The following is a 21,831-nucleotide window of genomic DNA, read 5'->3' as shown; positions in this document are numbered from 1 at the left end:
TTGCATCAACGCCGGATCAGCGGCCCGTCCAGCACCCGCTCCGTATAGGCCGCTTCGCGCGCATGTTCCAGGCGATAGCGGTCGCGCGCCGCGCGCGTGGCCGCATGGTGGGCGTCGACGTTGGCCTGCGTCAGTTCCACGCCGAAATCGGCTGGCGGCGGCGTGTCGCCGCCAAACAGGCGCGCCAGGATCAAGCGGCCCACATTGTCCCGGTAGTGCGACACTTCCCAGTAATAATGCATGTCGGGCTTGCCGCTGACGAGCGGGGTCGCTTCCGTCGTGATGCTGTTAAAGCCGGAAAAATCAACCAGGCGCACGTCGCAGCCCTGCTGGCGGTGGCGCTCGGTGATCTGCACCAGGCCGCGCTGCCAGGCCTGCATGGCCTCCCACTTGCCGCGCCAGTGCAGCGCGTACAGGGTCAGCGCGTGCGTGGGGTTGATGTACATGCGCAGACGCACGCCGCTACTGCACAGCTTGGCTATGCTGGCATCAAACGCGGGTATCGAGGGCGGCGTCGGGCCCTGGCCATCGCCAAACTCCTGCAGCCGTACGGGAATGGCGTCCTTCGTTCCCAGCCAGTGCCGTATGCCTTTCAGGGTGCAGGTCTCGTCGCGCTGCCCATACCGGGCCAGGTTGGAGCGGCAGACATCGCCCGCATTGCCGGTGAGGATGCGCACGCTGTCCTCCGTCATGTCCAGGGTCAGGCCGCGCTTCAGGTTGACGAGGGCGCGCTGGGCGAAAAAGCCGTGCCGGGCGCCCGTCAGGCTGTCTTCCACCCGCGCCGCACCCATGTCCAGGGAAAACGTCGGCGCGTCGATGCCCCAAACCATGGTCTCGACGCGGCTGACCCTGGCCGCATGCTCGGCCAGGCGGATGGCGTCGCCAATCGAGGCGCCGGACACGGCGCTGTTGAAGATGCTCTTGCCGTCGAACAAGGCGCGCACGCCCGTCGGCAAGCCCAGTTCCGTGCGCGAATTGCCGATGTAGATGATGGCCGGCCGGTAGCGCGCCACGGCATAGGTCTTGGCCCAGGCGCCCAGCTTTTCATTCAACTGGCGCGGGCGCTGCACCAGGGGACTGTCCCACTGGTGCAGCAAATAGGGGTCGACCTGGTAGTTCAGCAACGAGATGCCGCCCAGCACGAGGAAGACGCAGGCGAGGAAACAAACAAGATAGCGGCGGCCGGCGGTGTCCATGGTCAGAACTGGAAGTAAAGAAATTCGGTGACCCGGTTCATGCCGAAGATGCAGGCGACGAACAGCGCGGCCAAGCCCACGCTCCAGCGCGAGGTGGGCCGCCAGCTGAAGGACCAGCGCCCTGCGGGCTGAAAGATTCTTTCAATCGCAGGCTCATAGAGAAAGAATATTTCTTGCGTATTGGGCGCCTTGAAGGCCAGCAGCATCGCCGCCAGCAGCACGGGCAAGCCGGGACCGGCAAGTTCGATCCAGCGGATGCCGTCGAACGCGGGATGCAGGCCCCACTGCGCCAGGCTCGATGCCTGGCTGGCCAGGCCGCGCGGCAGGCTCACTCCGTTCGCCCCCACCAGCGCGCCCGTGATGTCCCAGGCCGTGGCCACGTCGGGCGCGCGGAAGAAGACCCAGGCCAGCATGACGGCAAGAAAGGTCAGGACGCCGGGCCACCAGCGCAGCCAGCAGTAGCCCGGCGCCGCGCCAAACACCCGTTGCCACGCCTGCTGCAGCACCAGGTACAGGCCGTGCAAGCCTCCCCATATGACAAACGTCCAGCCGGCGCCATGCCACAGGCCGCCCAGCAGCATGGTCAGCATCAGGTTGCGGTAGCGCATGGCTTCGCCGCGCCGGCTGCCGCCCAGCGGGATATATAAATAGTCGCGCAGGAAACGCGACAAGGTCATGTGCCAGCGGCGCCAGAAGTCGGCGATATTGGCCGCCTTGTAGGGCGAGTTGAAGTTCAGCGGCAATTTCACGCCGAACAGGCGCGACAGGCCGATGGCCATGTCGGAATAGCCGGAAAAGTCGAAATACAGCTGGAACGTGTAGGCCAGCACGCCGATCCACGCTTCGATCAGGGTCGGCTCGGCGCCTGCCGCGAAGATGGGGATGGCCAGCGGCGACAGGTTGTCGGCGATCAGCACCTTTTTTGCCAGGCCTATCGTGAAAATCGACAGGCCGATGGCGAAATTGGCGGCGCGCGGGTGGGCATTGGCGGGGTCGGCGAACTGCGGCATCATGTCGCGGTGATGCAGCACGGGCCCGGCGATCAGGTGGGGGAAATAGCTGACGAACAGCACGTAATGGATGAAGCGGTATTCGCGCACCTCGCCCCGGTAGCAATCGACGAGAAAGGCGATCTGCGTGAAGGTAAAAAACGAGATGCCGATCGGCAGGATGATGTCGAGGCCGTGCCACGGCAGGCTGGCAGCGCCAGCACCCGAGGCCACGGCGACGGCATTGACGCTGTCGATGAAGAAATTCGCATATTTGTAATAGGCGAGCAGCCCCAGGTTCAGCGCCAGCGCCACAACCAGCGCCCGCTTGCGGGCCGCTCCCGCGCGCGCACCGATCAGCCGCCCCGCGCCATAATTGACGCAGATCGACGCCAGCAGCAGCGGCAGGTAGCGCGCGTCCCACCAGGCATAGAAGAATAAAGACGCGAGCGCCAGCCACGTCGCGGGGGCCAGGCGGCGCCAGTTGGCGGACGTACCTGCGGCGGGAGCCAGGCGGTCCAGCAGAAAGTATCCGGCCAGCACGATGGGCAGATAGCCGAACAGGAAGGCGAAGGAGTTAAACAGCATGTTGCCTCCTGGCAGGCTGCGACTGCGCCTGGTAGTAACAATCGGCAATCTGGGCCGCCACCCTTTCCCACGTAAAACGTTCCACGAGGGCTTGCACGCGGGAGCGCTCAGGCGGCAGCGCCAGCAGTTCGAGGATGGCCTGGCGCTGCGCGGCGCCGTCGTCCCAGCGCACCTTGCGCAGCGCAAACGCGGAATCGGGCAAATCCAGCGCGCTTTGTGCCGTCATGACGACGGGCGTTCCGGCCGCCAGCGCTTCGAGCACGCTCAGGGGAAACACCTCGCCCTGGCTGGGCAAGGCCGCGACGGCTGCCGCGTGGTAGGCGCTGGCCAGCAGCGGGTCGGCATGGTCGAGCGCGCCCAGCCAGCTGACGTGCGGCAAGTCCAGCAGCAGTTGCAGATACGCCTGCTGTTCGCGCGGCGCGGCGCCGATCAGCACCAGGGGCAAGCCGGCGCCCGCCAGCGCCTGCGCCAGTCCCAGCTGGTTTTTATACGGCGAAATACTGCCCACCATCAGCACGAAGGGCCCGGCGATGCCCGTTTCGCGCAGGAACAGGTCGCCATTGGCCGTGAAGAAATGCGGGTTGATGCCATTTGGCAAGACGCGGATGGCGTCGGGTGGCATGCCGAAACCTTGCACGATGGCGTCGCGCTCGGCCTCGCCCAGGGCGATTACCACGTCGGCCAGCTGCAAGGCGCGCCGCGTTTGTGCATAGCTCGTTTGCACCATCCATTCCGTCAGGCGCCCCGCCAGCCGGTCGGCCAGCCGCGCGCGCCAGGCGCTGGCGCGGCCCCAGCCCGGCGACAGCAGCGGCGACAGCACGACGGGCACGCCTTGCTCGCTGGCCATTTCCATGATGCGGTAGGTGCCATTACTCGCCGAAAACACGTGCAGCACGTCGAAATCGGCCAGCCGCTGATGGTTGGCGTCGACCAGTTCCACCTCCAGCGGACGCGCCGGCTGCTGGGGCAGCCGGTTCAGCGCGGCAATGGTTTCGCGTACCTGGATCTGCAAGCCGCCGTCGCGCTGGAACAGCATCGGGTAGGACAAGATACCGACACGCATGGTCATCCTTTCGTGCATTTGACTGCCAGCCAACGGCCAGCGAGCTTGCGTTGCAACAACAGAAATTCGCCAGCGAGCTCATGTTTCAACAGGAACAGACCGGCCAGCCAGCACAGCAAGGTAGCCAGCGCCGTGCCCATCAGCGCCAGCAGCGCCGGGGTGTCCGTTGGCAGCCACAGCAGCGAAGCGACGGGCGCGACGGCGCTGACAACGCAAAGCAGCAGACTCTTGCGCAAGGCGCGCGCCAGGATGCGCCAGTCCAGTGCGCTCAAGCGCCGCAGGCATTTGTAGTTCAGCCAGCTGCGCAGCACATTGCTGAGCACCACGGCCCAGGCCACGGCCATCAGGCCGAACGGCGCCGCGGCCAGCAGCAGCGCCACTTTGATGACGCCGGCGCAGGCATCGAGCCGCACCTGCGCATGCAGCTGGCCCGTCGCCACGAACAGGTAGCGGGCCATGCTGAACATGCTATAGACGGCCGAGGACAGGCACATGATGCGTATCAAGGGCACACAGCCTAGCCATTGCGTCCCATACAACACCTTGACTAAGGGCAAAGCCATGCAGAAGAGAAAGAGAAAAAACGGCCAGGCCAGCGCCGTCATGTAGCTGATCGTGCGCAAATATACGAGCTCCGCCCCGCCCTGCCCCCCTTGCCCCCTTGCGCGGGCCGCGAACAGGGGAAACACGACGGGAGAAATCGCGCTGGTGATGGCCTGGTTAAAGATATTCAGTACGCTTTGCGCCTTGCCGAACAGGGCCAGGCTTTCAATGCCGATCAGTTTGCCGATGATGAGGTCCGGCGCCGCCACGCCCGCCTCATCGACGAGGCCACCCCCCGTCGCATACGCGCCAAAGCGGGCGATATCGCCCATGCCGCGCCGCCCCGGCAGCCACGGCAGCTCCCTGGGCCGCACCAGCAGGCTCACCAGCAGCGACGCGCAGGAACCGGCCAGCGCCGCCCACACCATGCTCATGTAGCTGTAGCCCTGCAGCGCCAGCAGCACGGCCACCAGCAGGTTGACGACGCTATTGGCCGCATTGATGGCGTAGATGGCGCGAAAGCGCAGTTGCCGGCGCAACATCGGTAACGCCAAGGCGCTGAACGGTATCAACAGGAAATTGATGGCCAGCAAGCGCAGCACGAGGGTCAGCCGGGGTTCTCCATAGAAATGCGCGAGCGGTGCGCTGGCCAGCAGCACCAACCCTGCCAGCAGCCAGGCGACAAGCAGGCTGGTGGCCAGCGCGGCGCGCAATTTCACGGTATCGAGCTGTTTTTCCTGGATCAGGTATTGCCCCACGCCAAAGTCGCGCACCACTTGCGCCAGCGCCACCAGCACGGCGCCCAGCGAATACACGCCCACTTCGGCTGGCGTCAGCAAACGCGACAGCACCATGGTGGCGACGATGCCCAGCAGAAGCACCGTGTATTTTTCGGCGAACGAAAAGAAAAACGAGTGACGGGTGGCGCTCATGCGGGCCGCCCGCGCCTACACGAGGCCGGCGTAAAACGCGCGCAGCTGGCGTTCCAGGCGCGGCATCGAATAACGCTGCACGGTTTCCTCGCGCGCCAGCCGTCCCATGCGGGCGCGCCGGGGCGCATCCATCAAGAGTTGCGCCACGGCCGCGCAAGCGGCGTGCTCGTCGTCGAGCGGCAGCAGCAGCCCGCCTTCGCTATCGTTCAGAATATCGTGGGTGCCAGGCACGTCCGTGCCCACGGCCGGCACGCCGCAGGCCATGGCCTCAATCGTGGCGATGCCGAAACCTTCGTTTTTACTGAGCAGCACATGCAGGTCGAAGGTCGGCATCAGCAGCTCGATGCGCTGCTGGAAGCCGGCAAACACGATCCTGTCCTGCAAGCCCGATTGCTGCGCCTGCAGCCGCAGCATGGCTTCCAGCGGCCCCGTGCCCACCAGCACTAAATATAGATTGGGAAATTGCGCGGCCAGCCTGGCGAACAGGGCCAGCAGCGCCTGCGGGCGCTTTTGCGCGGAGAGCCGGGCCACGCAGCCGAGCACGAGCGCGTCCGGCGGCAGCCCCAGCTGCTTGCGCGCCAGTATTCGCCGTTCGGGAGAGGCGATAAAAGTATCCGTATCGACACCGTTGGGAATGACGGCCAGCCGCGTTTCCGGGTTCAGCATGCCGCGGTACAGCGCGAGGAAATGCCGCATGGCCGACGGCGACACGGCATACACGCCTTTGACGGTGCGGAACGCTTCCTGCAGCCGGGGCCGCTGCCAGTCGCTGAACGCTTCCAGCGGGAACGCATTGTGCACACTGATCACGGCCGGCAGCCGGCATTGCCGCGCCAGCCACAGGATGGAAGCGCCATAACTGGTCCAGCAAAACGCCACGTGGACGAGGTCGGGCCTCAGCCGCCGCAGCCGCCACGCTCCCGTGACCCTGGCGCGCAGCCAGTTCCAGCGCCGCCAGGCCCAGTGTTCGAGAAACAAGGGTGGCTCGTACACGCGCACCTGCAGATGCTGCGCGCGCAAACCTTGCACCCAGGCAGTAAAACCGGGAAAGCGCCGCAGGGCCAGCACGCTGTCATAGCCGCTCGCGCCCAGCACTTTCGCCTCTTGCGCCATGCGCAGTTCCATGCCGCCCAGCTCGCCCGAATAACTGCTGATGACGATGCGCGGCAAGCGTTTGCGCCGTCCGCGCCACGCTTCATGGAAAAAGCCGCGCAGCCAGGCCCGTTCCCACTGGCGCAGGAACAGGTCGGCGTGGTCGCGCCGCAGCCAGGCCCGCACGGCGCCGAGGGAGTCGCGCACGTATCGGCCCAGCATCCAGCGCGGTACGCCGAGCAACTCCACGCTCGGTGCGAATGTCGCCAGCCGGCATTGGCCGCGGCCAAACAGCATGGCGCGGCGCAGTATCCAGGCGCGCTGTACTTGAGGGGCGCGGATGATGTGCGCCACTTTCGCTTGCGGACAGAACCAGGAAGGATTGCCTGCCGCATGCATCTCCAGGTTGAGCCGGGTTTCGCTGCCCATGGCGTAGTTGGCGCCTTGCGGGCCGATGCTTTCGTCATAGCGGGCACCCGCCTCGAAGATGCGGCGGCGTATCGCCATGTTGGCGCCCCAGACCAGGCCCGGATAGATGGGCGCGTCGCGCAAATCGGGGCTGGTGATGCCCCACGTCAGGCCAACGGGGGTCAGGCGCAGCAGCCATTCCGCCGGTTGCTCGCGCCAGGCGGGCACGATGGCGCCGCCGAACAGGGCGTAGCCGGGGTGAGCGCGCGCGCTGTCCTGCAAGCGGCACAGCCAGTCCGATGCGGGCATGGCATCGTCGTCGCCAAACACGAACAGCTCGCCGCCATCGCCGCTTGAACACAAGGCGTGTTCGACGGCCCCGTTCAGGGCGGGACTGCGGCCGCGCCGCGCCACGTAGACGGAACGCAAGGGCAAACTGCCGCGGAAGTCGGCGATCACCTGGGCCGTCGCGTCCGTGCTGCCATTGTCGGCGATGATCAGGCGCCAGCCGCCCACGGGGGCTCGCAACCCCATGTAGGCGCGCAATACCTGTGGCAAGGTGCCGGCGCCATTGTAGGTCGCCATGAGAACGGTCAACAAGGACATGCCTCCTTGGTCTTACCATGACAAAACTATGTACTCAAGCAGTGTTGATCCAGTGTACTGAGCCTGCCCGCCAGCCCGTTGACAGGCATCAAGACCTTGCCAACCCGGGCACAACCAGGAGCGTCTCCCTTCATGCGCGACATACTGATTACCATCATCATCCTGGGCTCCCTGCCCTTCATCCTGAAGACACCGGCCACCGGCGGCCTGATGTGGGTCTGGGTCAGCGTGATGAACCCGCACACGCAGGGCTGGGGCTTTGCCACCCACATGCCGTTCGCCTTCATCATCGCCATCGCCACCCTGATCAGCCTCGTGATGACGCGCGAGCCGAAAAACCTGCCGCTCACGCCCGTCAGCGTGCTGCTGCTGTTATTCGTCATGTGGATGAATGTCACGGCCCCGTTCGCCCTGATTCCGGAATCGTCATGGGTGCAGTGGAACAAGGTGATGAAGATCATGCTGATGAGCTTTGTCATCATGATGGTGATACGCACGCGGCGCGACATCGTGCACCTGGTCTGGGTGCTGGTGGGGTCGATCGGCTATTACGGCGTGAAAGGCGGCATCTTCACCATCCGCAGCGGCGGCACGGACCGGGTCTGGGGGCCGGAAGAAACGTTTATCGGGGATAACAATGCACTGGCCCTGGCCCTGATCATCACCATCCCCCTCATGTATTATCTGCAGCAAAACACGGACAAACGCTGGGTGCGCCATGGCTTGTCCGCGGCGATGCTGTTGTCGGCCCTGGCGGCGCTGGGCTCGTATTCGCGCGGCGGGCTGCTGGCCATTGCCGCCATGGGCCTGTTCATGTGGCTGAAAAGCGACCGCAAGATGGTGCTGGGCGCGCTGCTCGGCGCCGTCGCGCCGCTGCTGCTGGCCTTCATGCCCGAGCGCTGGGCCGAACGCATGGACACCATCAACACCTATCAGGACGACGTCTCCGCCATGGGCCGCCTGAACGCCTGGCGCATGGCCTGGAACCTGGCGCGCGACCGTTTTCCAGGCGGCGGCTTCGACGTTTCCGACGCGGCCATCTTTGCCCGCTATGCGCCCAACCCCATGGACGTGCATGCGGCGCACAGCATCTATTTCCAGGCGCTGGGCGAACACGGCTTTGTCGGCTTGCTGATTTACCTGGCGCTGGGCATCGCCACCTGGCGCACGGCCGCCGCCATCATCCGCCGCACGCGGGGCAAGCCGGAACTGCGTTGGGCGCATGGCCTGGCCACCATGAGCCAGGCCAGCCTGATCGGCTTTGCCGTGGGCGGCGCCTTCCTCAGCCTGCTGTATTTCGACATGCCGTATTACCTGATGGCCGCCCTGATCGCCACGCGCATCATCGTCGAGCGGCAGGTGCCCACCCTCACCTCTACTTCCCGCCAGGCCAGGCCCCGGGCCGCCATCGTGGAGCAGCCATGACAGCCACCTTGTCCATCCTGATCTACCACCGCGTGCTGGCGCGGCCCGACCCGCTGTTTCCCGGCGAAGTGGACGCCGTGCTGTTCGAACGCCAGCTGCGCTTGTTGAAATGTTTCTATACGCCGCTATCGCTGAGCGATGCCGTGCAGCGCTTGCAGAACGGCAACCTGCCGCAGCGCGCCGCCTGCATCACCTTCGACGACGGCTATGCGGACAATGCGCAAGTTGCCCTGCCGCTGCTGCAGCGCCATGGCATGCACGCCACGTTTTTCATCGCCACGGGCTACCTGGACGGCGGGCAGATGTGGAACGACACGGTGATCGACGCCGTGCGCCAGGCGGCCGGGCCCGTGCTGGACTTGCGCAAACACGAGCTGGGGACGTTCCCAGTCGCCAGCCTGGCGCAGCGGCAAGCTGCCATCGCCACGCTGCTGGGGCAGCTCAAGTACCTGCCGTTCGCCCGGCGCCAGCAGCTGGCCATGCGGATACGCCGCCAGGCGGGCGTCCTGGCAGGTCCGCCCGCCATGCTGAGCACGGCGCAGCTGCGCCAGTTGCATGCGGCCGGCATGGAGGTGGGCGCGCACACGGACAGCCATCCGATTTTGTCCACCTTGCCGGACCACGCGGCGCGGCAAAACATCGCCGACGGCAAGCGCCAGCTGGAAAGTCTGATCCAGGCGCCCGTCACCCTGTTTGCATATCCGAACGGCAAGGCCGGGCGCGACTATGGCGCGCCGCACGTGGCGATGGTCAAAAGCCTCGGTTTCAAGGCGGCCGTGGCCACGGACTGGGGCGTGGCGCGCCCCGGCGCGGGGCTCGACCTGTTGCAGCTGCCCCGCTTTACGCCGTGGGATCGAGGACGCCTGGCGTTTCTGTGGCGCATGCGGCAAAACCGCCGGCAAGCGCACCCAGCGCGCCCGGATGCTGGCTGAGCCACTGTTCCAGCATCAGCAGCAGCCACACCATGGTGCCGTGATAGGCCGGGTGTTCCGCCAGCAAGCGCCCTTGCAGATCGTCGATGAAGGCGGGCCGCACGATGCCGCGCCCGCGCAGCTGCGTGAGGTTGTCAAACGCAAACTCGCGCAGCGGCGGGTGGCTGTGCAGCCACAGGCCGAAAGGCAGGCCGAAGCCGTGCTTTTTCTTGCGCACGATGGCCGGTGGCAGGATTTCCGCCAGCGCCCGCTTGAAGAAAGGCCGCAGCCGCATGCCGTCGAGCTTGTCGCGCGGCGCCAGTCGCGCGGCAAACGCCACCATCGCATCATGCAGGAAGGGAAACGCCGCTTCCACGCCAGCCAGCTCGCACGCCTTGCGCACCTTGAACAGGTCGTTGTCGGCCAAAGTAAAACGCATGTCGAGGGCCAGCAGCTCATTGATCTGGCTCAAGCCCTGGCCTTGCCGCTCCCAATACGCACCATTCACGCAACCGGGTGCCATGCCGGGGTCGATGGTGTCGATGAACCCCGCTTCCAATACCGTGCGGTGGCCATGGCGCAGCAGCAGGTTGTAGCTGTCGAGCCGCGCCGGCAGCGGCAGGCTCGATAGCTCGATGTAGCGGCGCGCCTTGTCGCCCAGCCGCCACGACTTGCCCGTGCGTGCGCGGAACAGCAGCGGTTCGATGATGGCCTGGCGCAACATGGCGGGCAAGCGCTCGTATTGCGACAGCAAGGCCTGGTGCGCATAGCGCTCATTGCCGCCAAACAGTTCATCGCCGCCGTCGCCGCCCAAGAGGCGCGTTACACCATCCTCGCGCGCCATCTGCGCGCAGTAAAAGGCGGGAATGGCCGAGGCGTTGCCGAAAGGCTGGTCGAAGATGGCCGCCATGGCGGGAATGGCGGCCAGCACATCGGCCGGCGTCACGTAGCGCTCGTGGTGGATGCTGCCCGCGTGGCTGGCGGCCAGGCGCGCATACGCCATTTCGTCATAGCCGGGCGCGTCAAAACCGATGGAATACGTGCGCGCGGGCCGGCCCGTCACTTGTCCCATGATGGCGGCCACGGTGGAACTGTCCGTGCCGCCGCTGAGAAACGCGCCCGTGTCCGCTCCATCCGCGCCCAGGCTGCTTTCCACGGACTGGCGCAGCAGGCGCAGGAATTCCTGTTTGTTGCTGGCAAAGCTGGCCCGCGTGCGCCCTGCTGCCGGCTCGTGGAAGGCCAGTTGCCAGTAGCTGCCCTTGCATTGCTTGCCGCCGCGCACATGCAGGTATTCGCCGGGCAGCAAGCGCTGCTGGCCAAGATAAGCCGTGGCCGGGCCAGGCACCATGTGAAAAAACAGGTAGTGATACAGCGCCTGCGGATCGAGCGCGCCCCGCACGGACGGATGGGCCAGCAAGGCGTCATGCGAGGAGGCAAAGAACAGGCCTTGCGCATTGCCCGCATAGCTGAGGGGGTGGATTCCGGCGCGGTCCACGGCCAGCAGGGCCGAACCGGAAAAGGCGTCGAGGATGGCCATAGCAAATGGCCCGGACAGGCTGGCGCAGGCCGCCACGCCCCGGCTCAGCCACAGGGAAGCGAGGCGGCTTGCCACGTCATCGGCCGAACCGTCAAGCATGGGCCGGCCCCAGATGGCGACTTGCAAGCCATCCTGCTGATATACATGGCGGCTGCCGTCGATGGCGGCCACGGCCACGCCGCCCACTTCGCTCACGCAGGCAATCAGGGGGGCGCTATCAAAACGCGACAGAGGCACGGCCATGCCGGCCAGCGCGGCGCCACTGGCATCGGCATCGGCGGCGACAGAACCCGCAGCCCCGCCAGCCGCCGCAAGCCAACCGCACAGGCCGCTCATACGAGCACCTCGGCCGGCAGCGGATGGCCGAGAAAGGCCGTCGGGCTGGCCGTCAAGCCATACGCGCCCGACTGGAACACGACCACCAAATCGCCCTCTTCGGCGCGCGCCATTTCCATCTGGTCGGCCAACAAGTCCAGCGGCGTGCACAGCGGCCCCACGACAGACGCCACTTCGCGCGCCCCGCCGTGCAGCCGGTTGCCGATGGCAACCGGGTAATTCTTGCGGATCAGCTGGCCAAAATTTCCCGAGGCCGCCAAGTGGTGGTGCAAGCCGCCATCCGTGACGAGAAATACTTGTCCATGCGACAGCTTGCGCTCGATTACCTTGCACACATAGATGCCCGCCTCGGCCACCAGATAGCGGCCCAGTTCCAGATTCAGGCGCGCGCCGGGCGCCGCCAGGGCCAGCAGATCGAGCTGCCGCTGCAAGCCGTCCGCCACGGGCGCCAGGTCCAGCGCCTGGTCGCCGGGAAAATACGGCACGCCGAAGCCGCCGCCGATATTCAGGGTGCGCAAGGGCGATGGCGCGCTGTCGGCCAGTTGCAGGGCCAGTTGCACGCTCAAGGCCTGCGCTTCAGCCAGGGCAGTCGCCGAAAGGCTTTGCGAGCCCGCATACAGGTGAAAACCGTGAAAATCCAGCCCCAGCTGGCCAATGCGGCCCAGCAGCGCCGGCACGAGGGCCGCATCGACGCCAAACGGCTGCGCGCCGCCGCCCATGCGCATGCCCGTGCGGCGCAAGGCGAAATCAGGATTCACGCGTACGGCCACCCTGGCCGTCATGCCCAGCCGTTCGCTGGCCAGTGCCACCCTCTCCAGCTGGGCGCCCGACTCCACGTTGATCAGTACGCCAGCGGCCACGGCCCGCGCCAGTTCCCCATCGCTCTTGCCCGGCCCCGCAAAACTGATGCGTTCCGGCGCCATGGGCGTATCGAGCGCCGTGGCCAGTTCGCCGCCCGAGGCCACGTCGATGCCGTCGACCAGGCCCGCCAGCCATTGCACCACGGCCGGCATGGGGTTGGCCTTCATCGCGTAATGCACATGCACGCCAGCGGGCAAGGCAGCGCGCAATTGCGCCACGCGGCGCGTGATGTGCGCGCGGTCATAGACATAGAACGGCGTGCTGCCCACCCTCTGCGCCAGCCGGCGCAAAGAAATACCGCCGACCTGCAGCATGTCGCCGTCCATGGCAAACTGCTGGCCCAGGGCCGAGTGCAAGGGCAATTCCGTACTGTTCGAGCGGATCAAGTCCTTCATGCCGCGTCTCCTGTTTGGACCGCATACGCGCGCGCCAGTTCCCGGGCCAGCAAGGGGCGGTCAATCTTGCCGTTCGGATTGCGCGGCAGCACGCCGTCGCGGATCTCCACCCACAGCGGCACCATATAGCTGGGCAGGCGTGCGCGGCAGGCTGCCAGCACGCTGTCGCGCTGCAATTCCACACCGGGCGCGGGCGTGACGAGCAAGGCGATGGCCTGGCCCAGCACGGCATGGGGCAGGCCCAGCGCGGCGGCATCGCCCACCAGCCCGCTCGCATACACGACTTCCTCGATCTCGGCCGGGCTGACCCGGTAGCCCGACGTCTTGATCATGTCGTCGCTGCGCCCGACGAAATACAGATAGCCATCCGCATCGCGGCGCACCGTGTCGCCCGACCAGACGGCCAGTTCCGGCAGCACCAGGCCGCTTGCCTGCGGCGGCAGTGGCTTGAAACGCTCGGCCGTGCGCGCCGCGTCGTTCCAGTAGCCGAGCGCCACCAGCGCGCCACGGTGCACGAGTTCGCCCGGCTCATCGGCGTCGCACACGCTGCCGTCGGGACGCAGCACCAGCACTTCCGCGTTCGGAATCGCTTGCCCGATGGAATCGGGGCGCCGCTCCAGCTGTTCCGGCGCCAGGTAGGTCGAGCGGAACGCCTCCGTCAAGCCATACATCAGGTAGACCTGCACGCGCGGCAGCGACTGGCGCAGGCGGTCGAGCGTGGAGCGCTGCATCACGCCGCCCGAATTGGTGATGTAGCGCAAGGGCGTGGACAAGGGCCAGCTCAGCTGCGACAGCTGCACCCACAGCGGCGGCACGGCGGCCAGGCCCGTGATGGCTTCCTGCTCGACGGTTTCGACGATATCGCGCAGCAACAGATAATTCATCAGTACGGCACAGGCGCCGCTGGCAAACGCCGTCGTCAGCTGGCTCAGGCCGTAATCAAAACTGAGCGGCAAGACGCACAGGATGCGGTCCTGCGGCGTGTTGCGCAGATAGCCCGACACGCTGAGCGCGCCCGCCAGCATGTTGCGGTGTGACAGCACCACGCCTTTCGGCCGCCCCGTGCTGCCCGAGGTATATAAAATGGCGGCCATGTCCATGTCGATCGCCGCATGCGGCTGAGGCGCGGGCACGCAAACGGCGGAGCGCGCGTTCCACGGCAGCACGCGCAGCTTGCCCAGGCTGGACTCCGCCTCCGCTTCGCCCGTCAGCAGCACCGTCCGCAAGTCCGGGCAGGCGGCCAGCGCCGGGCCCAGCTGCGCCAGGCGTTCGCGCGACGTGACGAGGATGGCCACGTTGCAGTCGGCCAGGATATACGCCACCTGGTCAGGCTTGAGCAGCGGATTGACGGGCACGAACACGCCGCCGGCCGCCGCCGCGCCAAACATGGCGCTGACGTTTTCCGGGCGTTTTTCCAGGTACACGGCCACACGCGCGCCACCTTGCAAGCCCAGGGTCAGCAGGGTCGCGGCCGCCTCGCGCACGGACTGCGCCAACGCGGCATAGCTCAGCTCCTCGCCCTGCCACGACAGGGCCGGCGCGTGGGGCGCGCGCTGCGCCGCTTCAAAGATCAGATCGTGTATCAGTGTCGCCATCGTGTCGCCCCAGGGTTGCCATGATTGCCATGCATCCCCCTATGATTGGGACAAACGGGCGCGGCAGTGTTGATTTTTATCAAGCAAGCACCTCTCCCCACGGACGGTGGCCTATCTGGCGCAATGCTTGAGACCGCGCAACATCGCTCACTGGCCGCTGCGCTCTAATGGACAGCGTTGGCTGCATAGCCGCCCCATCCGTCACTACCATGGCCCTGTCCCCGCAATTTCCCTTGCTGCAACGGCTGGCCGCCAGCGTCGCCCAGCTGGGCTGGCGCGACAGCGCCTGGCTGGCCGTGGCGCGGCTGCTGGCAACGGTGCCGGGCGGACGCTGCGCACTGTACCGCTACCAGTTCGTGGCGCAGGCCGTGGCGCCCGGTTCGCTGTGCCGCGGGCGCGGCCAGTCGATTGCGGTCACGCCCTGCCTGGCGGAAGCGGACTTGCCGCCCGGGCCCGAGCGCCGGCCCGGTGCGCTGCGCGAACGCTACCGCCAAGGCGCGCAATGCCTGTTGGCGCGAGACAAGTCCGGCATGGTTGGCTGGATCTGGCTGCTGCGCCACGGCTGCCAGGAAGACGAGGTGCGCGCCCGCTATGCGCTGGCCTCAAACCAGTCGTCGTGGGACCTCGACGTGTGGGTGCAGCCCGAACAGCGCGGTGGCCTCGTCTTCGCGCGCCTGTGGGAAGAAGCCAACGCCGTGCTGTACGCGCAGGGCGTGCGCTGGTCATGCAGCCGCATCTCGCGTTTCAACCGTGCCTCGCTGGGCGCCCACGCGCGCCTGGGCACGCACGCGCTGGGCACGGCCACCTTTATCCGCTGCGGGCGCTGGCAATGGATGGCCGCCAGCCTGCCGCCGTATGTGCACCTGTCGCGCCGTCCCGACGATATTCCCTGCCTGGCCTTCGATACGTCGTCCCTGCCGCACTACCCTTCCCTGGAGCTGACATGCCGCATCTTGAAGCAGTAAAGCACATCCTCGACACCACCCTGGGCTTGAACGGGCGCGCGCTGGAAGCCCACACGCCGCTCTTGGGCAGCGTGCCGGAACTCGACTCGATGGCCGTGATCGGCGTGATCGCGGCGCTGGAAGACCATTTCGGCATCATCGTCGCCGACGACGACATCCACGCGCGCCACTTTGCCACCGTGGGCACCCTGCACGATTTCGTGTTTGCAAAGCTACGACCATGAACCGCGCCCTCACCGACGCGCTGCCGTTGCTGCCCTTCTTCCTGCCCGCCAGCGGCGGCCAGCGCTATTGTTTGCTGCACCTGCCGCCCCCGGGCCAGGCCGCGCGCGGCGGCATCCTCTACGTGCATCCGTTCGCGGAAGAATTGAATAAAAGCCGCCACGTGGCGGCCGCGCAGGCGCGCGCCTTTGCCGCGGCCGGCTACAGCGTGCTGCAGATCGACCTGTTCGGCTGCGGCGACAGCAGCGGCGACTTTGGCGAAGCGCGCTGGGACATCTGGCACAACGACCTGCACCTGGCGTGCGCGTGGCTGGCGCAGCGGGTCAACGGCCCCTTGACCGTGTGGGGCTTGCGCCTGGGCGCCCTGCTGGCCCTCGATTTCGCCAGCAACCCGCCGCTGCCCCTGGCCCGTTTGCTGCTGTGGCAACCGGAACTCGACGGACGGCGCGTCATCGACCGTTTCCTGCGCCTGCGCCTGGCGGCCGGCATGCTGGCCGGCGGCGGGCAGGAAGCGCCCGGCCATGCGCGCGCCGCACTGGCGGAAAGTGAAGCTGTGGAAGTGGCCGGCTACCTGCTGGCGCCCGCGCTGGCGCACGCCATCGATGACGTCAGCGCGTCCGCGCTGCAGCCTGCCGTTCCTGTCTATTGGCTCGATTACCGGGGGCCGGAGCAGGCAGCCGCGCCCTTGCCGCCGCTGGCGCGGCAATGGCGGGACCAGGGCGCCGCCGTGCACGTTGCCAGTTTTGGCGACGGCCCGTTCTGGCACAGCGGCGAGCTGCTCGCGTGTCCGCAACTGCTGGACGCCACGCGCACGCTGTGCCGCGACTGGCTCGACGAGGAAAGGACGCCGCCATGAAACGCGACAGCGGCCAGCAGCACCTCGCGGCGCACGCCGTGCGCGAACTTGCCCTGCGCTTTCGCAGTGCCGCTGACGACGGCGAGGCGCAGGCGCGCATGATCGGCATCCTCAGCCTGCCCGACGCACCGGGTCCGCGCGGCGTATTGATCGTCACGGGCGGGCCGCAGTACCGGATCGGCAGCCACCGCCAGTTCGTCTTGCTGGCACGCGCCCTGGCCGCGCAAGGCTGGCCCGTGCTGCGTTTCGACTTGCGCGGCATGGGCGACAGCGAGGGTAGCGCGCGCGACTACCGCGCGGCCGGTCCCGACATCGCCGGCGCGCTGGCGCAATTCTTCGACGCCGTGCCGGCCTTGCGCGAAGTGGCGCTGTGGGGCTTGTGCGACGGCGCCACGGCAGCGGCCTGCCATGCGCCGCACGACGCGCGCGTCAAAGCCCTGATCCTGCTCAACCCCTGGGTGCGCAGCAGCGCCGGCCTGGCGCGCGCCACCTTGCGCCACTATTATCTGCCACGCCTGCTGCAAGGCGGTTTCTGGCGCAAGCTGGCCAGCGGCGGACTGCAGCTGGGTGCCAGCCTGGCCTCGCTGCGGCAGGTGGCGGCCGCCACGCACAAACCGGTAACGCAGGAAGACGATGCGCCCGCGCCGGCCCTGCTGCGGGCGCTGGCGCAATTCCAGGGCAAGGTCTTGCTGATCCTCAGCGGCGACGACTTGGGTGCGCACGAGTGGCAAGCCCTGCTCGATGGCGACACAGCCTGGCGCGCCGTGGCCGCCCGCCCGCAATGGACGCAGGCGCAGGTCGCTGGCGCCAACCACACGTTCGCCAACGCCGCCTGGCGTGGCGAGGTCGAACAGCTGTGCGCACGGTGGCTGCAGTCCTGGTAACGCGGCCGCCAAAACGGGTGCTGATGGTCGCCTACCATTTTCCGCCGTTTGCCGGCGGTAGCGGCATCCTGCGCACCCTGGGCTTTGCGCGCCATCTGCCCGACTGCGGCTGGCAGCCGCTCGTGCTCAGCCCCTCGCCGCTCGCGTATGCGCAGCGGGGCAATACGCAACTGGCGCAGATAGTCGCGCAAGCGACCGTGCGGCGCACCCTGGCGCTGGACGCGGCGCGCCATTTGTCCATCGCCGGGCGCTATCCGCGCTGCCTGGCGCTGCCCGACCGCTGGAGTTCCTGGTGGCTGAGCGCCGTGCCGGCCGGCCTGCGCATGATCCGCGAATACCGCCCCGACGCCATCTGGTCGACGTACCCGATCGCCACGGCGCACCTGATCGCGATGACCTTGCAAAAACTCAGCGGCCTGCCATGGATCGCCGACCAGCGCGACCCCATGCTCGACGACAGCGACCCGCTGGCGCCGTATCCGCCCGAGCCGCGCCTGCACCGCATGCATGCGTGGATCGAACAGCGCATCGCGGCGCGCAGCGCGGCCATCGTCTGCACCACGCCTGGCGCCATCGCGGCGCACCAGCGGCGCCTGGCGCAAGTGGGGCGCGAGCGCTTCTGCCTGATCGAAAATGGCCACGACGATGACGAGGACGCCGCGCCGCTGGCCGGGCCGCGCGGCCACCGCAGCCGCTTTCTTCTGCTGCATAGCGGCGTGATCTACCCGTCCGAGCGCGATCCCCAGCCGCTGTTCGAAGCGCTGGCCCGGCTGCGCCACGACGGCGTGCTGCACGCCCGCAATTTCCAACTGGTGCTGCGCGCCACGGGCCACGATGCGTGGCTGGCGGGCCTGCTGGCGAAATACGGCATCCTGGATCTGGTGAGCCTGGAACCCTTGCAGCCGCACGGCGCGGCGCTGCAGGAAATGCTGGCCGCCGACGGCTTGCTGCTGCTGCAGGCGGCCAACTGCAACGGACAGATTCCCGCCAAGCTGTATGAATACCTGCGCTGCCGCCGCCCTATCCTCGCGCTGACCGACCTGGCCGGCGACAGCGCGGCCAAGCTGCGCCACTGCGGCATCGACACCATCGGCCAGCTGGCGTCCAGCGGCGACTGCGCACGCGCGCTGCTGCGTTTTTTGGAACTGGCGCGCCAGGGCCGCGCCCCGCTGGCCAGCCCCACCGCCATCGCCCTGCAATCGCGGCAAGCCCGCAGCAACGCCCTGGCCGATTTGCTCGACCAGGTCAGCCACAGGAGTCCGACATGAAGCATTGCTTGTTAGCCTGCACCCTCGCCGCCTGCTGCGCCAGCGCTACTGCCGCCGAGTGCCCGCCCTACGTCAAGCGCACGCCGGGCGGCGACTACACGAGCGCGGAAGACCGCGACGGTCTGTCCGTGGTCGAAAAATTCCATTTTTCGCGCGCCGTGGAAACGCTCACGCAAGGCATGACGGGCAGCCTGGGCGCCGACATCAGCTACACGCTCGAACACTTCCCGAACCACCACCGGGCGCTGGCATCGATGGCCAAGCTGGGATTGCGCCTGAAAAGCGCGCAGCCGGTGGGCGCCCGCTACACAGTCAGCTGCTACTTCGAACGGGCGATCGCCTTCGCGCCGCACGACGTGACGGCGCGCATGGTGTATGGCAGCTATTTGCTGTCGACGGGCCAGGATGCGATGGCGCTGGAACAGCTGGACGCTGCCAGCCGCCTGGCGCCGGATCAGGCCACCATCCAGTACAACCTGGGCCTGATGTATGCAAAGAAGAAGGAATACGAGAAAGCCAGCGCGCACGCGCAAAAAGCCTATGCGCTGGGTTTTCCCTTGCCGGGGCTGAAGAACAAGCTGAAGGCGGCGGGCAAATGGCGCGAGCCGCCGCCGGCGCCCGTCGTCGTGGAGGCGAAGGAAGCGCCGAAAGCGGAAGAACCGGCAATGCCGCCGGTCGAAGAACCTAGCGGGGAATGACGGCCGGCCGCTGGGCCACGCTCCAATGCCCGGCCGGCGACGCGGCCAGCGCGGCGGCCAGGTCGCGCCGCGCTTGGGCCTTGTCTTCCGCCTCGCTGATGTATGCCAGTTCGGCCGGCTGCAGCACTGTGAGCGTCAGCAGCATCACGTCGCCGAACGGTGTGCCGAACGAAGGGGGAATCGTGCCCGCGCCCTGGGCCAGCAGCACGCCCACCTGTTCATTCTCGTCTTCGAGGCCCTTGGGCGCGTCTTGCAAGTCCAGCGCCATCGACACGCTGCCGTGGCGCTGCACCAGCAAATCGATGGAGCCATGGTCGGCCACGTTCTGGCTGACCTGGTAGACCAGATCGAACAGCCACGATGCCTGCACCAGATCGCCATTGAAAGCGGACAGCGGCGCCTCGATGCACACTTCCAGCAGGTGGCCGCGCGGGACAAACACGTCGTCGTCATCCTCGAACGGGTCGCTCAAGCCATCGCTGGCAATCAGGATGGAATCATTGCGGCGGATCACCCGCCAGGCCTGACGCAACGATGGCCAGCGCGGGCCGCCCATGAAGGCCGGGTTGACCAGCGGCGCCAGCACGTCGGCGTCAACGGCGCCCAATGTGGCATAGAAGGCGTCGCGCGCGGCGCACGCCGTGGCCAGCATCTGCGCGCCCGCTTCCTTGCCGACGACGGCGTCGTCCGGTTGCGGCACCTGGGGAATAAGGTTTTCAGGCATGAGAGAGTCTTTGAATTAGTCGGCGGTTGGGAAGTCGTGATAATTGCGGGGCAAATAGCCCCAGATACGCGCCACCCGGTCCCGCACTTCGAAATCGAAACCGATGCGCTCGAGCGCCGGCACGATCCACACGCCGTGGTCGATGATTTTCTTGGGCAGCAGCATGGCCACGTGTTCTTCCGAATACAGGCTGATATCGAACCATTCCACGCCCAGGAACGGGAACGGCGGATGGTAATCCCATTCCGTATCCCAGCGCGACACATAGCCGGTGACGGAGCCGTAACGGTACGACGGCGCCCAGTCGGTGCGTCCGCGCATGAAGGCCAGCAGTTCGTTCCACTTGCAATCGTTGGCGGCGCCGGCCAGGTTGCGCCGCGCGATGTAGCCGCGCAGCTTGCGCTTGATGTCGTCGCCGCCGGCGTCGGCCTGCGGCAGGCTGGCGTCTGGCACGAGCCGTCATGCGGGCTGCCTTTCGATGCGGCCAGCACGGCGCGCGCGCGGGCCGTGTCGATATCGCCGGCCGTGGCCAGCGCCACGCCCATGCGGCGGCGGGCGAACGATTCCGGCTTGCCGAACAGGCGCAAGTCCGCGCCCGGCACGCTCAGAGCGTCGGCCACGCCTTCGAAGGCGATGCCTTTCGCTTCCAGCTGGCCGTAGATGACGGCCGAGGCGCCGGGCGAACGCAGCGCCACGTTGACGGGCAGACCGAGGATGGCTTTCGCGTGCAGCTCGAATTCGCTCTGCACCTGGCTGGCCATGGTGACCATGCCCGTATCGTGCGGACGGGGGCTCACTTCCGAGAACCATACCATGTCGTCCTTGACGAACAGCTCCACGCCGAACAGGCCCAGGCCGCCCAGGTTATCCGTCACCTTGCGCGCGATGTCGCGCGAGCGCTCGAGGGCCAGCGGCGACATGCGGGCCGGCTGCCACGATTCCACGTAGTCGCCATGCACCTGCAAGTGGCCGATCGGCTCGCAGAACTGCGTCTCGATCTGTCCCGAAGCGCCGACGGCGCGCACCGTCAGCAAGGTGATTTCGTAGTCGAAGTCGATGAAACCCTCGACGATGACCCGGCCCGTATCGACACGGCTGCCGCTGGCCGCATACGCCCACGCCGCGTCCACGTCCGCGGCGCCATCGAGCTTGGACTGGCCCTTGCCCGACGACGACATTACGGGTTTCACGACGCACGGAAAGCCGATCTCCTGGCAGGCAAGCTGCAACTCCCGCAGGCTGCTGGCGAAGCGGTAGGGCGACGTGGCTACGCCCAGGGTCTCGGCCGCCAGCGTGCGGATGCCTTCGCGGTTCATCGTCAGCACGGCCGCGCGCGCGTTCGGGATGCACGTGATTTGCCCGGCCGCTTCCAGCGCCGCCAGGGTGTCGGTGGCGATGGCTTCGATTTCGGGCACGATCAGGTCCGGCTTTTCCAGTTCGATCAGGGCGGCCAGGGCCACGCCGTCGCTCATGTCGATCACGTGCGAGCGGTGCGCCACCGGGTGGCCCGGCGCGTTCGGATAGCGGTCGACGGCGATCACTTCCACGCCCAGGCGCTGCAGCGACATGATCACTTCCTTGCCCAGTTCACCCGAGCCCAGCAGCATGACTTTGATGGCGGTGGAAGACAGGGGCGTGCCGAAGGTACGGGGCGCGATGGTGCTACTGGTGCTAGTGGTCATGGCAGGATCTGTAGGCGGATGGAAAGATGGCTGGGACTATAACAAAAGCCGGCCA

At 67.0% G+C, this 21,831-nt stretch carries 17 protein-coding genes and 1 pseudogene; 8 read left to right on the top strand and 10 right to left on the bottom strand.

Translation table 11 applies throughout. From position 1 onward, the window contains the following. Nucleotides 1–5 precede the first annotated feature (5 nt). Genes AC4BCN_RS15175 through AC4BCN_RS15155 form a run of 5 tightly spaced genes read right to left on the bottom strand, consistent with a single transcriptional unit; the run spans nucleotide 6 to nucleotide 7,411 of the window. Nucleotides 6–1,196: a hypothetical protein gene (locus tag AC4BCN_RS15175; RefSeq protein ID WP_490491101.1), complete on the bottom strand. Its 1,191-nt coding sequence runs from the start codon at nucleotides 1,194–1,196 to the stop codon at nucleotides 6–8. A 2-nt stretch (nucleotides 1,197–1,198) separates the two neighbouring features. Next, nucleotides 1,199–2,773 carry an MBOAT family O-acyltransferase gene (locus AC4BCN_RS15170; protein ID WP_490491100.1) on the bottom strand — a complete coding sequence of 525 codons (1,575 nt, stop codon included), beginning with the start codon at nucleotides 2,771–2,773 and terminating at the stop codon, nucleotides 1,199–1,201. After that, nucleotides 2,763–3,836: a glycosyltransferase family 4 protein gene (locus AC4BCN_RS15165; RefSeq protein WP_490491099.1), complete on the bottom strand. Its 1,074-nt coding sequence runs from the start codon at nucleotides 3,834–3,836 to the stop codon at nucleotides 2,763–2,765. Before AC4BCN_RS15165 ends, AC4BCN_RS15170 begins: the two co-directional genes overlap by 11 nt. Before the next feature lie 2 nt (nucleotides 3,837–3,838). Further along, nucleotides 3,839–5,311: a lipopolysaccharide biosynthesis protein gene (locus AC4BCN_RS15160; protein WP_490491098.1), complete on the bottom strand. Its 1,473-nt coding sequence runs from the start codon at nucleotides 5,309–5,311 to the stop codon at nucleotides 3,839–3,841. Nucleotides 5,312–5,326: 15 nt separating this feature from the next. After that, nucleotides 5,327–7,411, bottom strand: coding sequence for a glycosyltransferase (locus tag AC4BCN_RS15155; protein ID WP_490491097.1), 2,085 nt, complete (start codon nucleotides 7,409–7,411; stop codon nucleotides 5,327–5,329). 138 nt (nucleotides 7,412–7,549) lie between these two features. Here AC4BCN_RS15155 and AC4BCN_RS15150 point away from each other — a divergent pair, with 138 nt between their 5' ends. After that, on the top strand, nucleotides 7,550–8,842 hold the full coding sequence (locus tag AC4BCN_RS15150) for a putative O-glycosylation ligase, exosortase A system-associated (RefSeq protein ID WP_128141566.1): 1,293 nt from the start codon (nucleotides 7,550–7,552) through the stop codon (nucleotides 8,840–8,842). Then, nucleotides 8,839–9,774: a polysaccharide deacetylase family protein gene (locus tag AC4BCN_RS15145; protein WP_490491096.1), complete on the top strand. Its 936-nt coding sequence runs from the start codon at nucleotides 8,839–8,841 to the stop codon at nucleotides 9,772–9,774. The genes AC4BCN_RS15150 and AC4BCN_RS15145 overlap by 4 nt, the downstream gene beginning before the upstream one ends. Here the strand turns inward: AC4BCN_RS15145 and AC4BCN_RS15140 are convergent. Genes AC4BCN_RS15140 through AC4BCN_RS15130 form a run of 3 tightly spaced genes read right to left on the bottom strand, consistent with a single transcriptional unit; the run spans nucleotide 9,683 to nucleotide 14,477 of the window. Next, on the bottom strand, nucleotides 9,683–11,626 hold the full coding sequence (locus tag AC4BCN_RS15140; protein WP_490491095.1) for an asparagine synthetase B family protein: 1,944 nt from the start codon (nucleotides 11,624–11,626) through the stop codon (nucleotides 9,683–9,685). The two genes, AC4BCN_RS15145 and AC4BCN_RS15140, sit on opposite strands and share 92 nt — an antisense overlap. After that, the gene (locus AC4BCN_RS15135) at nucleotides 11,623–12,882 is read right to left on the bottom strand and encodes a pyridoxal-dependent decarboxylase, exosortase A system-associated (RefSeq protein WP_490491094.1); all 1,260 of its coding nucleotides are present in this window, start codon (nucleotides 12,880–12,882) and stop codon (nucleotides 11,623–11,625) included. The genes AC4BCN_RS15140 and AC4BCN_RS15135 overlap by 4 nt, the downstream gene beginning before the upstream one ends. After that, nucleotides 12,879–14,477, bottom strand: a complete 1,599-nt coding sequence (locus AC4BCN_RS15130) for an acyl-CoA ligase (AMP-forming), exosortase A system-associated (protein WP_490491093.1) — start codon at nucleotides 14,475–14,477, stop codon at nucleotides 12,879–12,881. The genes AC4BCN_RS15135 and AC4BCN_RS15130 overlap by 4 nt, the downstream gene beginning before the upstream one ends. Nucleotides 14,478–14,686: 209 nt before the next feature. Between AC4BCN_RS15130 and AC4BCN_RS15125 the strand changes: the two genes are divergently transcribed. Genes AC4BCN_RS15125 through AC4BCN_RS15100 form a run of 6 tightly spaced genes read left to right on the top strand, consistent with a single transcriptional unit; the run spans nucleotide 14,687 to nucleotide 19,370 of the window. Then, entirely contained in the window at nucleotides 14,687–15,442 is a 756-nt protein-coding gene (locus AC4BCN_RS15125; protein WP_490491092.1) for a GNAT family N-acetyltransferase, read from the top strand. Next, a complete protein-coding gene (locus AC4BCN_RS15120; protein ID WP_128141571.1) occupies nucleotides 15,421–15,666 on the top strand; it encodes an acyl carrier protein in 246 nt (81 codons plus the stop codon). Before AC4BCN_RS15125 ends, AC4BCN_RS15120 begins: the two co-directional genes overlap by 22 nt. Then, on the top strand, nucleotides 15,663–16,520 hold the full coding sequence (locus AC4BCN_RS15115) for a hydrolase 2, exosortase A system-associated (protein ID WP_490491091.1): 858 nt from the start codon (nucleotides 15,663–15,665) through the stop codon (nucleotides 16,518–16,520). The genes AC4BCN_RS15120 and AC4BCN_RS15115 overlap by 4 nt, the downstream gene beginning before the upstream one ends. Continuing rightward, entirely contained in the window at nucleotides 16,517–17,404 is an 888-nt protein-coding gene (locus AC4BCN_RS15110) for a hydrolase 1, exosortase A system-associated (protein ID WP_490491090.1), read from the top strand. Before AC4BCN_RS15115 ends, AC4BCN_RS15110 begins: the two co-directional genes overlap by 4 nt. 23 nt (nucleotides 17,405–17,427) lie before the next feature. Then, nucleotides 17,428–18,672, top strand: coding sequence for a glycosyltransferase (locus AC4BCN_RS15105; protein WP_490491089.1), 1,245 nt, complete (start codon nucleotides 17,428–17,430; stop codon nucleotides 18,670–18,672). After that, nucleotides 18,669–19,370 (top strand): ABC transporter permease, encoded by a 702-nt coding sequence (locus tag AC4BCN_RS15100; RefSeq protein ID WP_490491088.1) that lies wholly within the window; start codon nucleotides 18,669–18,671, stop codon nucleotides 19,368–19,370. Before AC4BCN_RS15105 ends, AC4BCN_RS15100 begins: the two co-directional genes overlap by 4 nt. On the opposite strand, the gene AC4BCN_RS15095 is transcribed toward AC4BCN_RS15100, so the two are convergent. Together AC4BCN_RS15095 and purT are read right to left on the bottom strand one after the other, a co-directional pair. After that, nucleotides 19,357–20,094, bottom strand: a complete 738-nt coding sequence (locus AC4BCN_RS15095) for a hypothetical protein (protein ID WP_490491087.1) — start codon at nucleotides 20,092–20,094, stop codon at nucleotides 19,357–19,359. The two genes, AC4BCN_RS15100 and AC4BCN_RS15095, sit on opposite strands and share 14 nt — an antisense overlap. A 464-nt stretch (nucleotides 20,095–20,558) precedes the next feature. Beyond that, a pseudogene (gene purT / locus AC4BCN_RS15090) lies at nucleotides 20,559–21,776 on the bottom strand (formate-dependent phosphoribosylglycinamide formyltransferase); the annotation flags it as partial. Nucleotides 21,777–21,831 lie beyond the last annotated feature (55 nt).

It is taken from the genome of Janthinobacterium sp. Bl 1, from assembly GCF_058215535.1.
Note: the sequence above shows the minus strand (reverse complement) of the source record. Positions and strands in the feature narration are given on the sequence as shown.

Coding starts and splice junctions, on each gene's coding strand:
- AC4BCN_RS15175 (WP_490491101.1), bottom strand. CDS start 1,196: ATGGACACCGCCGGCCGCCGCTATCTTGTTTGTTTCCTCGCCTGCGTC.
- AC4BCN_RS15170 (WP_490491100.1), bottom strand. CDS start 2,773: ATGCTGTTTAACTCCTTCGCCTTCCTGTTCGGCTATCTGCCCATCGTG.
- AC4BCN_RS15165 (WP_490491099.1), bottom strand. CDS start 3,836: ATGCGTGTCGGTATCTTGTCCTACCCGATGCTGTTCCAGCGCGACGGC.
- AC4BCN_RS15160 (WP_490491098.1), bottom strand. CDS start 5,311: ATGAGCGCCACCCGTCACTCGTTTTTCTTTTCGTTCGCCGAAAAATAC.
- AC4BCN_RS15150 (WP_128141566.1), top strand. CDS start 7,550: ATGCGCGACATACTGATTACCATCATCATCCTGGGCTCCCTGCCCTTC.
- AC4BCN_RS15145 (WP_490491096.1), top strand. CDS start 8,839: ATGACAGCCACCTTGTCCATCCTGATCTACCACCGCGTGCTGGCGCGG.
- AC4BCN_RS15140 (WP_490491095.1), bottom strand. CDS start 11,626: ATGAGCGGCCTGTGCGGTTGGCTTGCGGCGGCTGGCGGGGCTGCGGGT.
- AC4BCN_RS15135 (WP_490491094.1), bottom strand. CDS start 12,882: ATGAAGGACTTGATCCGCTCGAACAGTACGGAATTGCCCTTGCACTCG.
- AC4BCN_RS15130 (WP_490491093.1), bottom strand. CDS start 14,477: ATGGCGACACTGATACACGATCTGATCTTTGAAGCGGCGCAGCGCGCG.
- AC4BCN_RS15125 (WP_490491092.1), top strand. CDS start 14,687: ATGGCCCTGTCCCCGCAATTTCCCTTGCTGCAACGGCTGGCCGCCAGC.
- AC4BCN_RS15120 (WP_128141571.1), top strand. CDS start 15,421: ATGCCGCATCTTGAAGCAGTAAAGCACATCCTCGACACCACCCTGGGC.
- AC4BCN_RS15115 (WP_490491091.1), top strand. CDS start 15,663: ATGAACCGCGCCCTCACCGACGCGCTGCCGTTGCTGCCCTTCTTCCTG.
- AC4BCN_RS15110 (WP_490491090.1), top strand. CDS start 16,517: ATGAAACGCGACAGCGGCCAGCAGCACCTCGCGGCGCACGCCGTGCGC.
- AC4BCN_RS15105 (WP_490491089.1), top strand. CDS start 17,428: ATGGTCGCCTACCATTTTCCGCCGTTTGCCGGCGGTAGCGGCATCCTG.
- AC4BCN_RS15100 (WP_490491088.1), top strand. CDS start 18,669: ATGAAGCATTGCTTGTTAGCCTGCACCCTCGCCGCCTGCTGCGCCAGC.
- AC4BCN_RS15095 (WP_490491087.1), bottom strand. CDS start 20,094: ATGCCTGAAAACCTTATTCCCCAGGTGCCGCAACCGGACGACGCCGTC.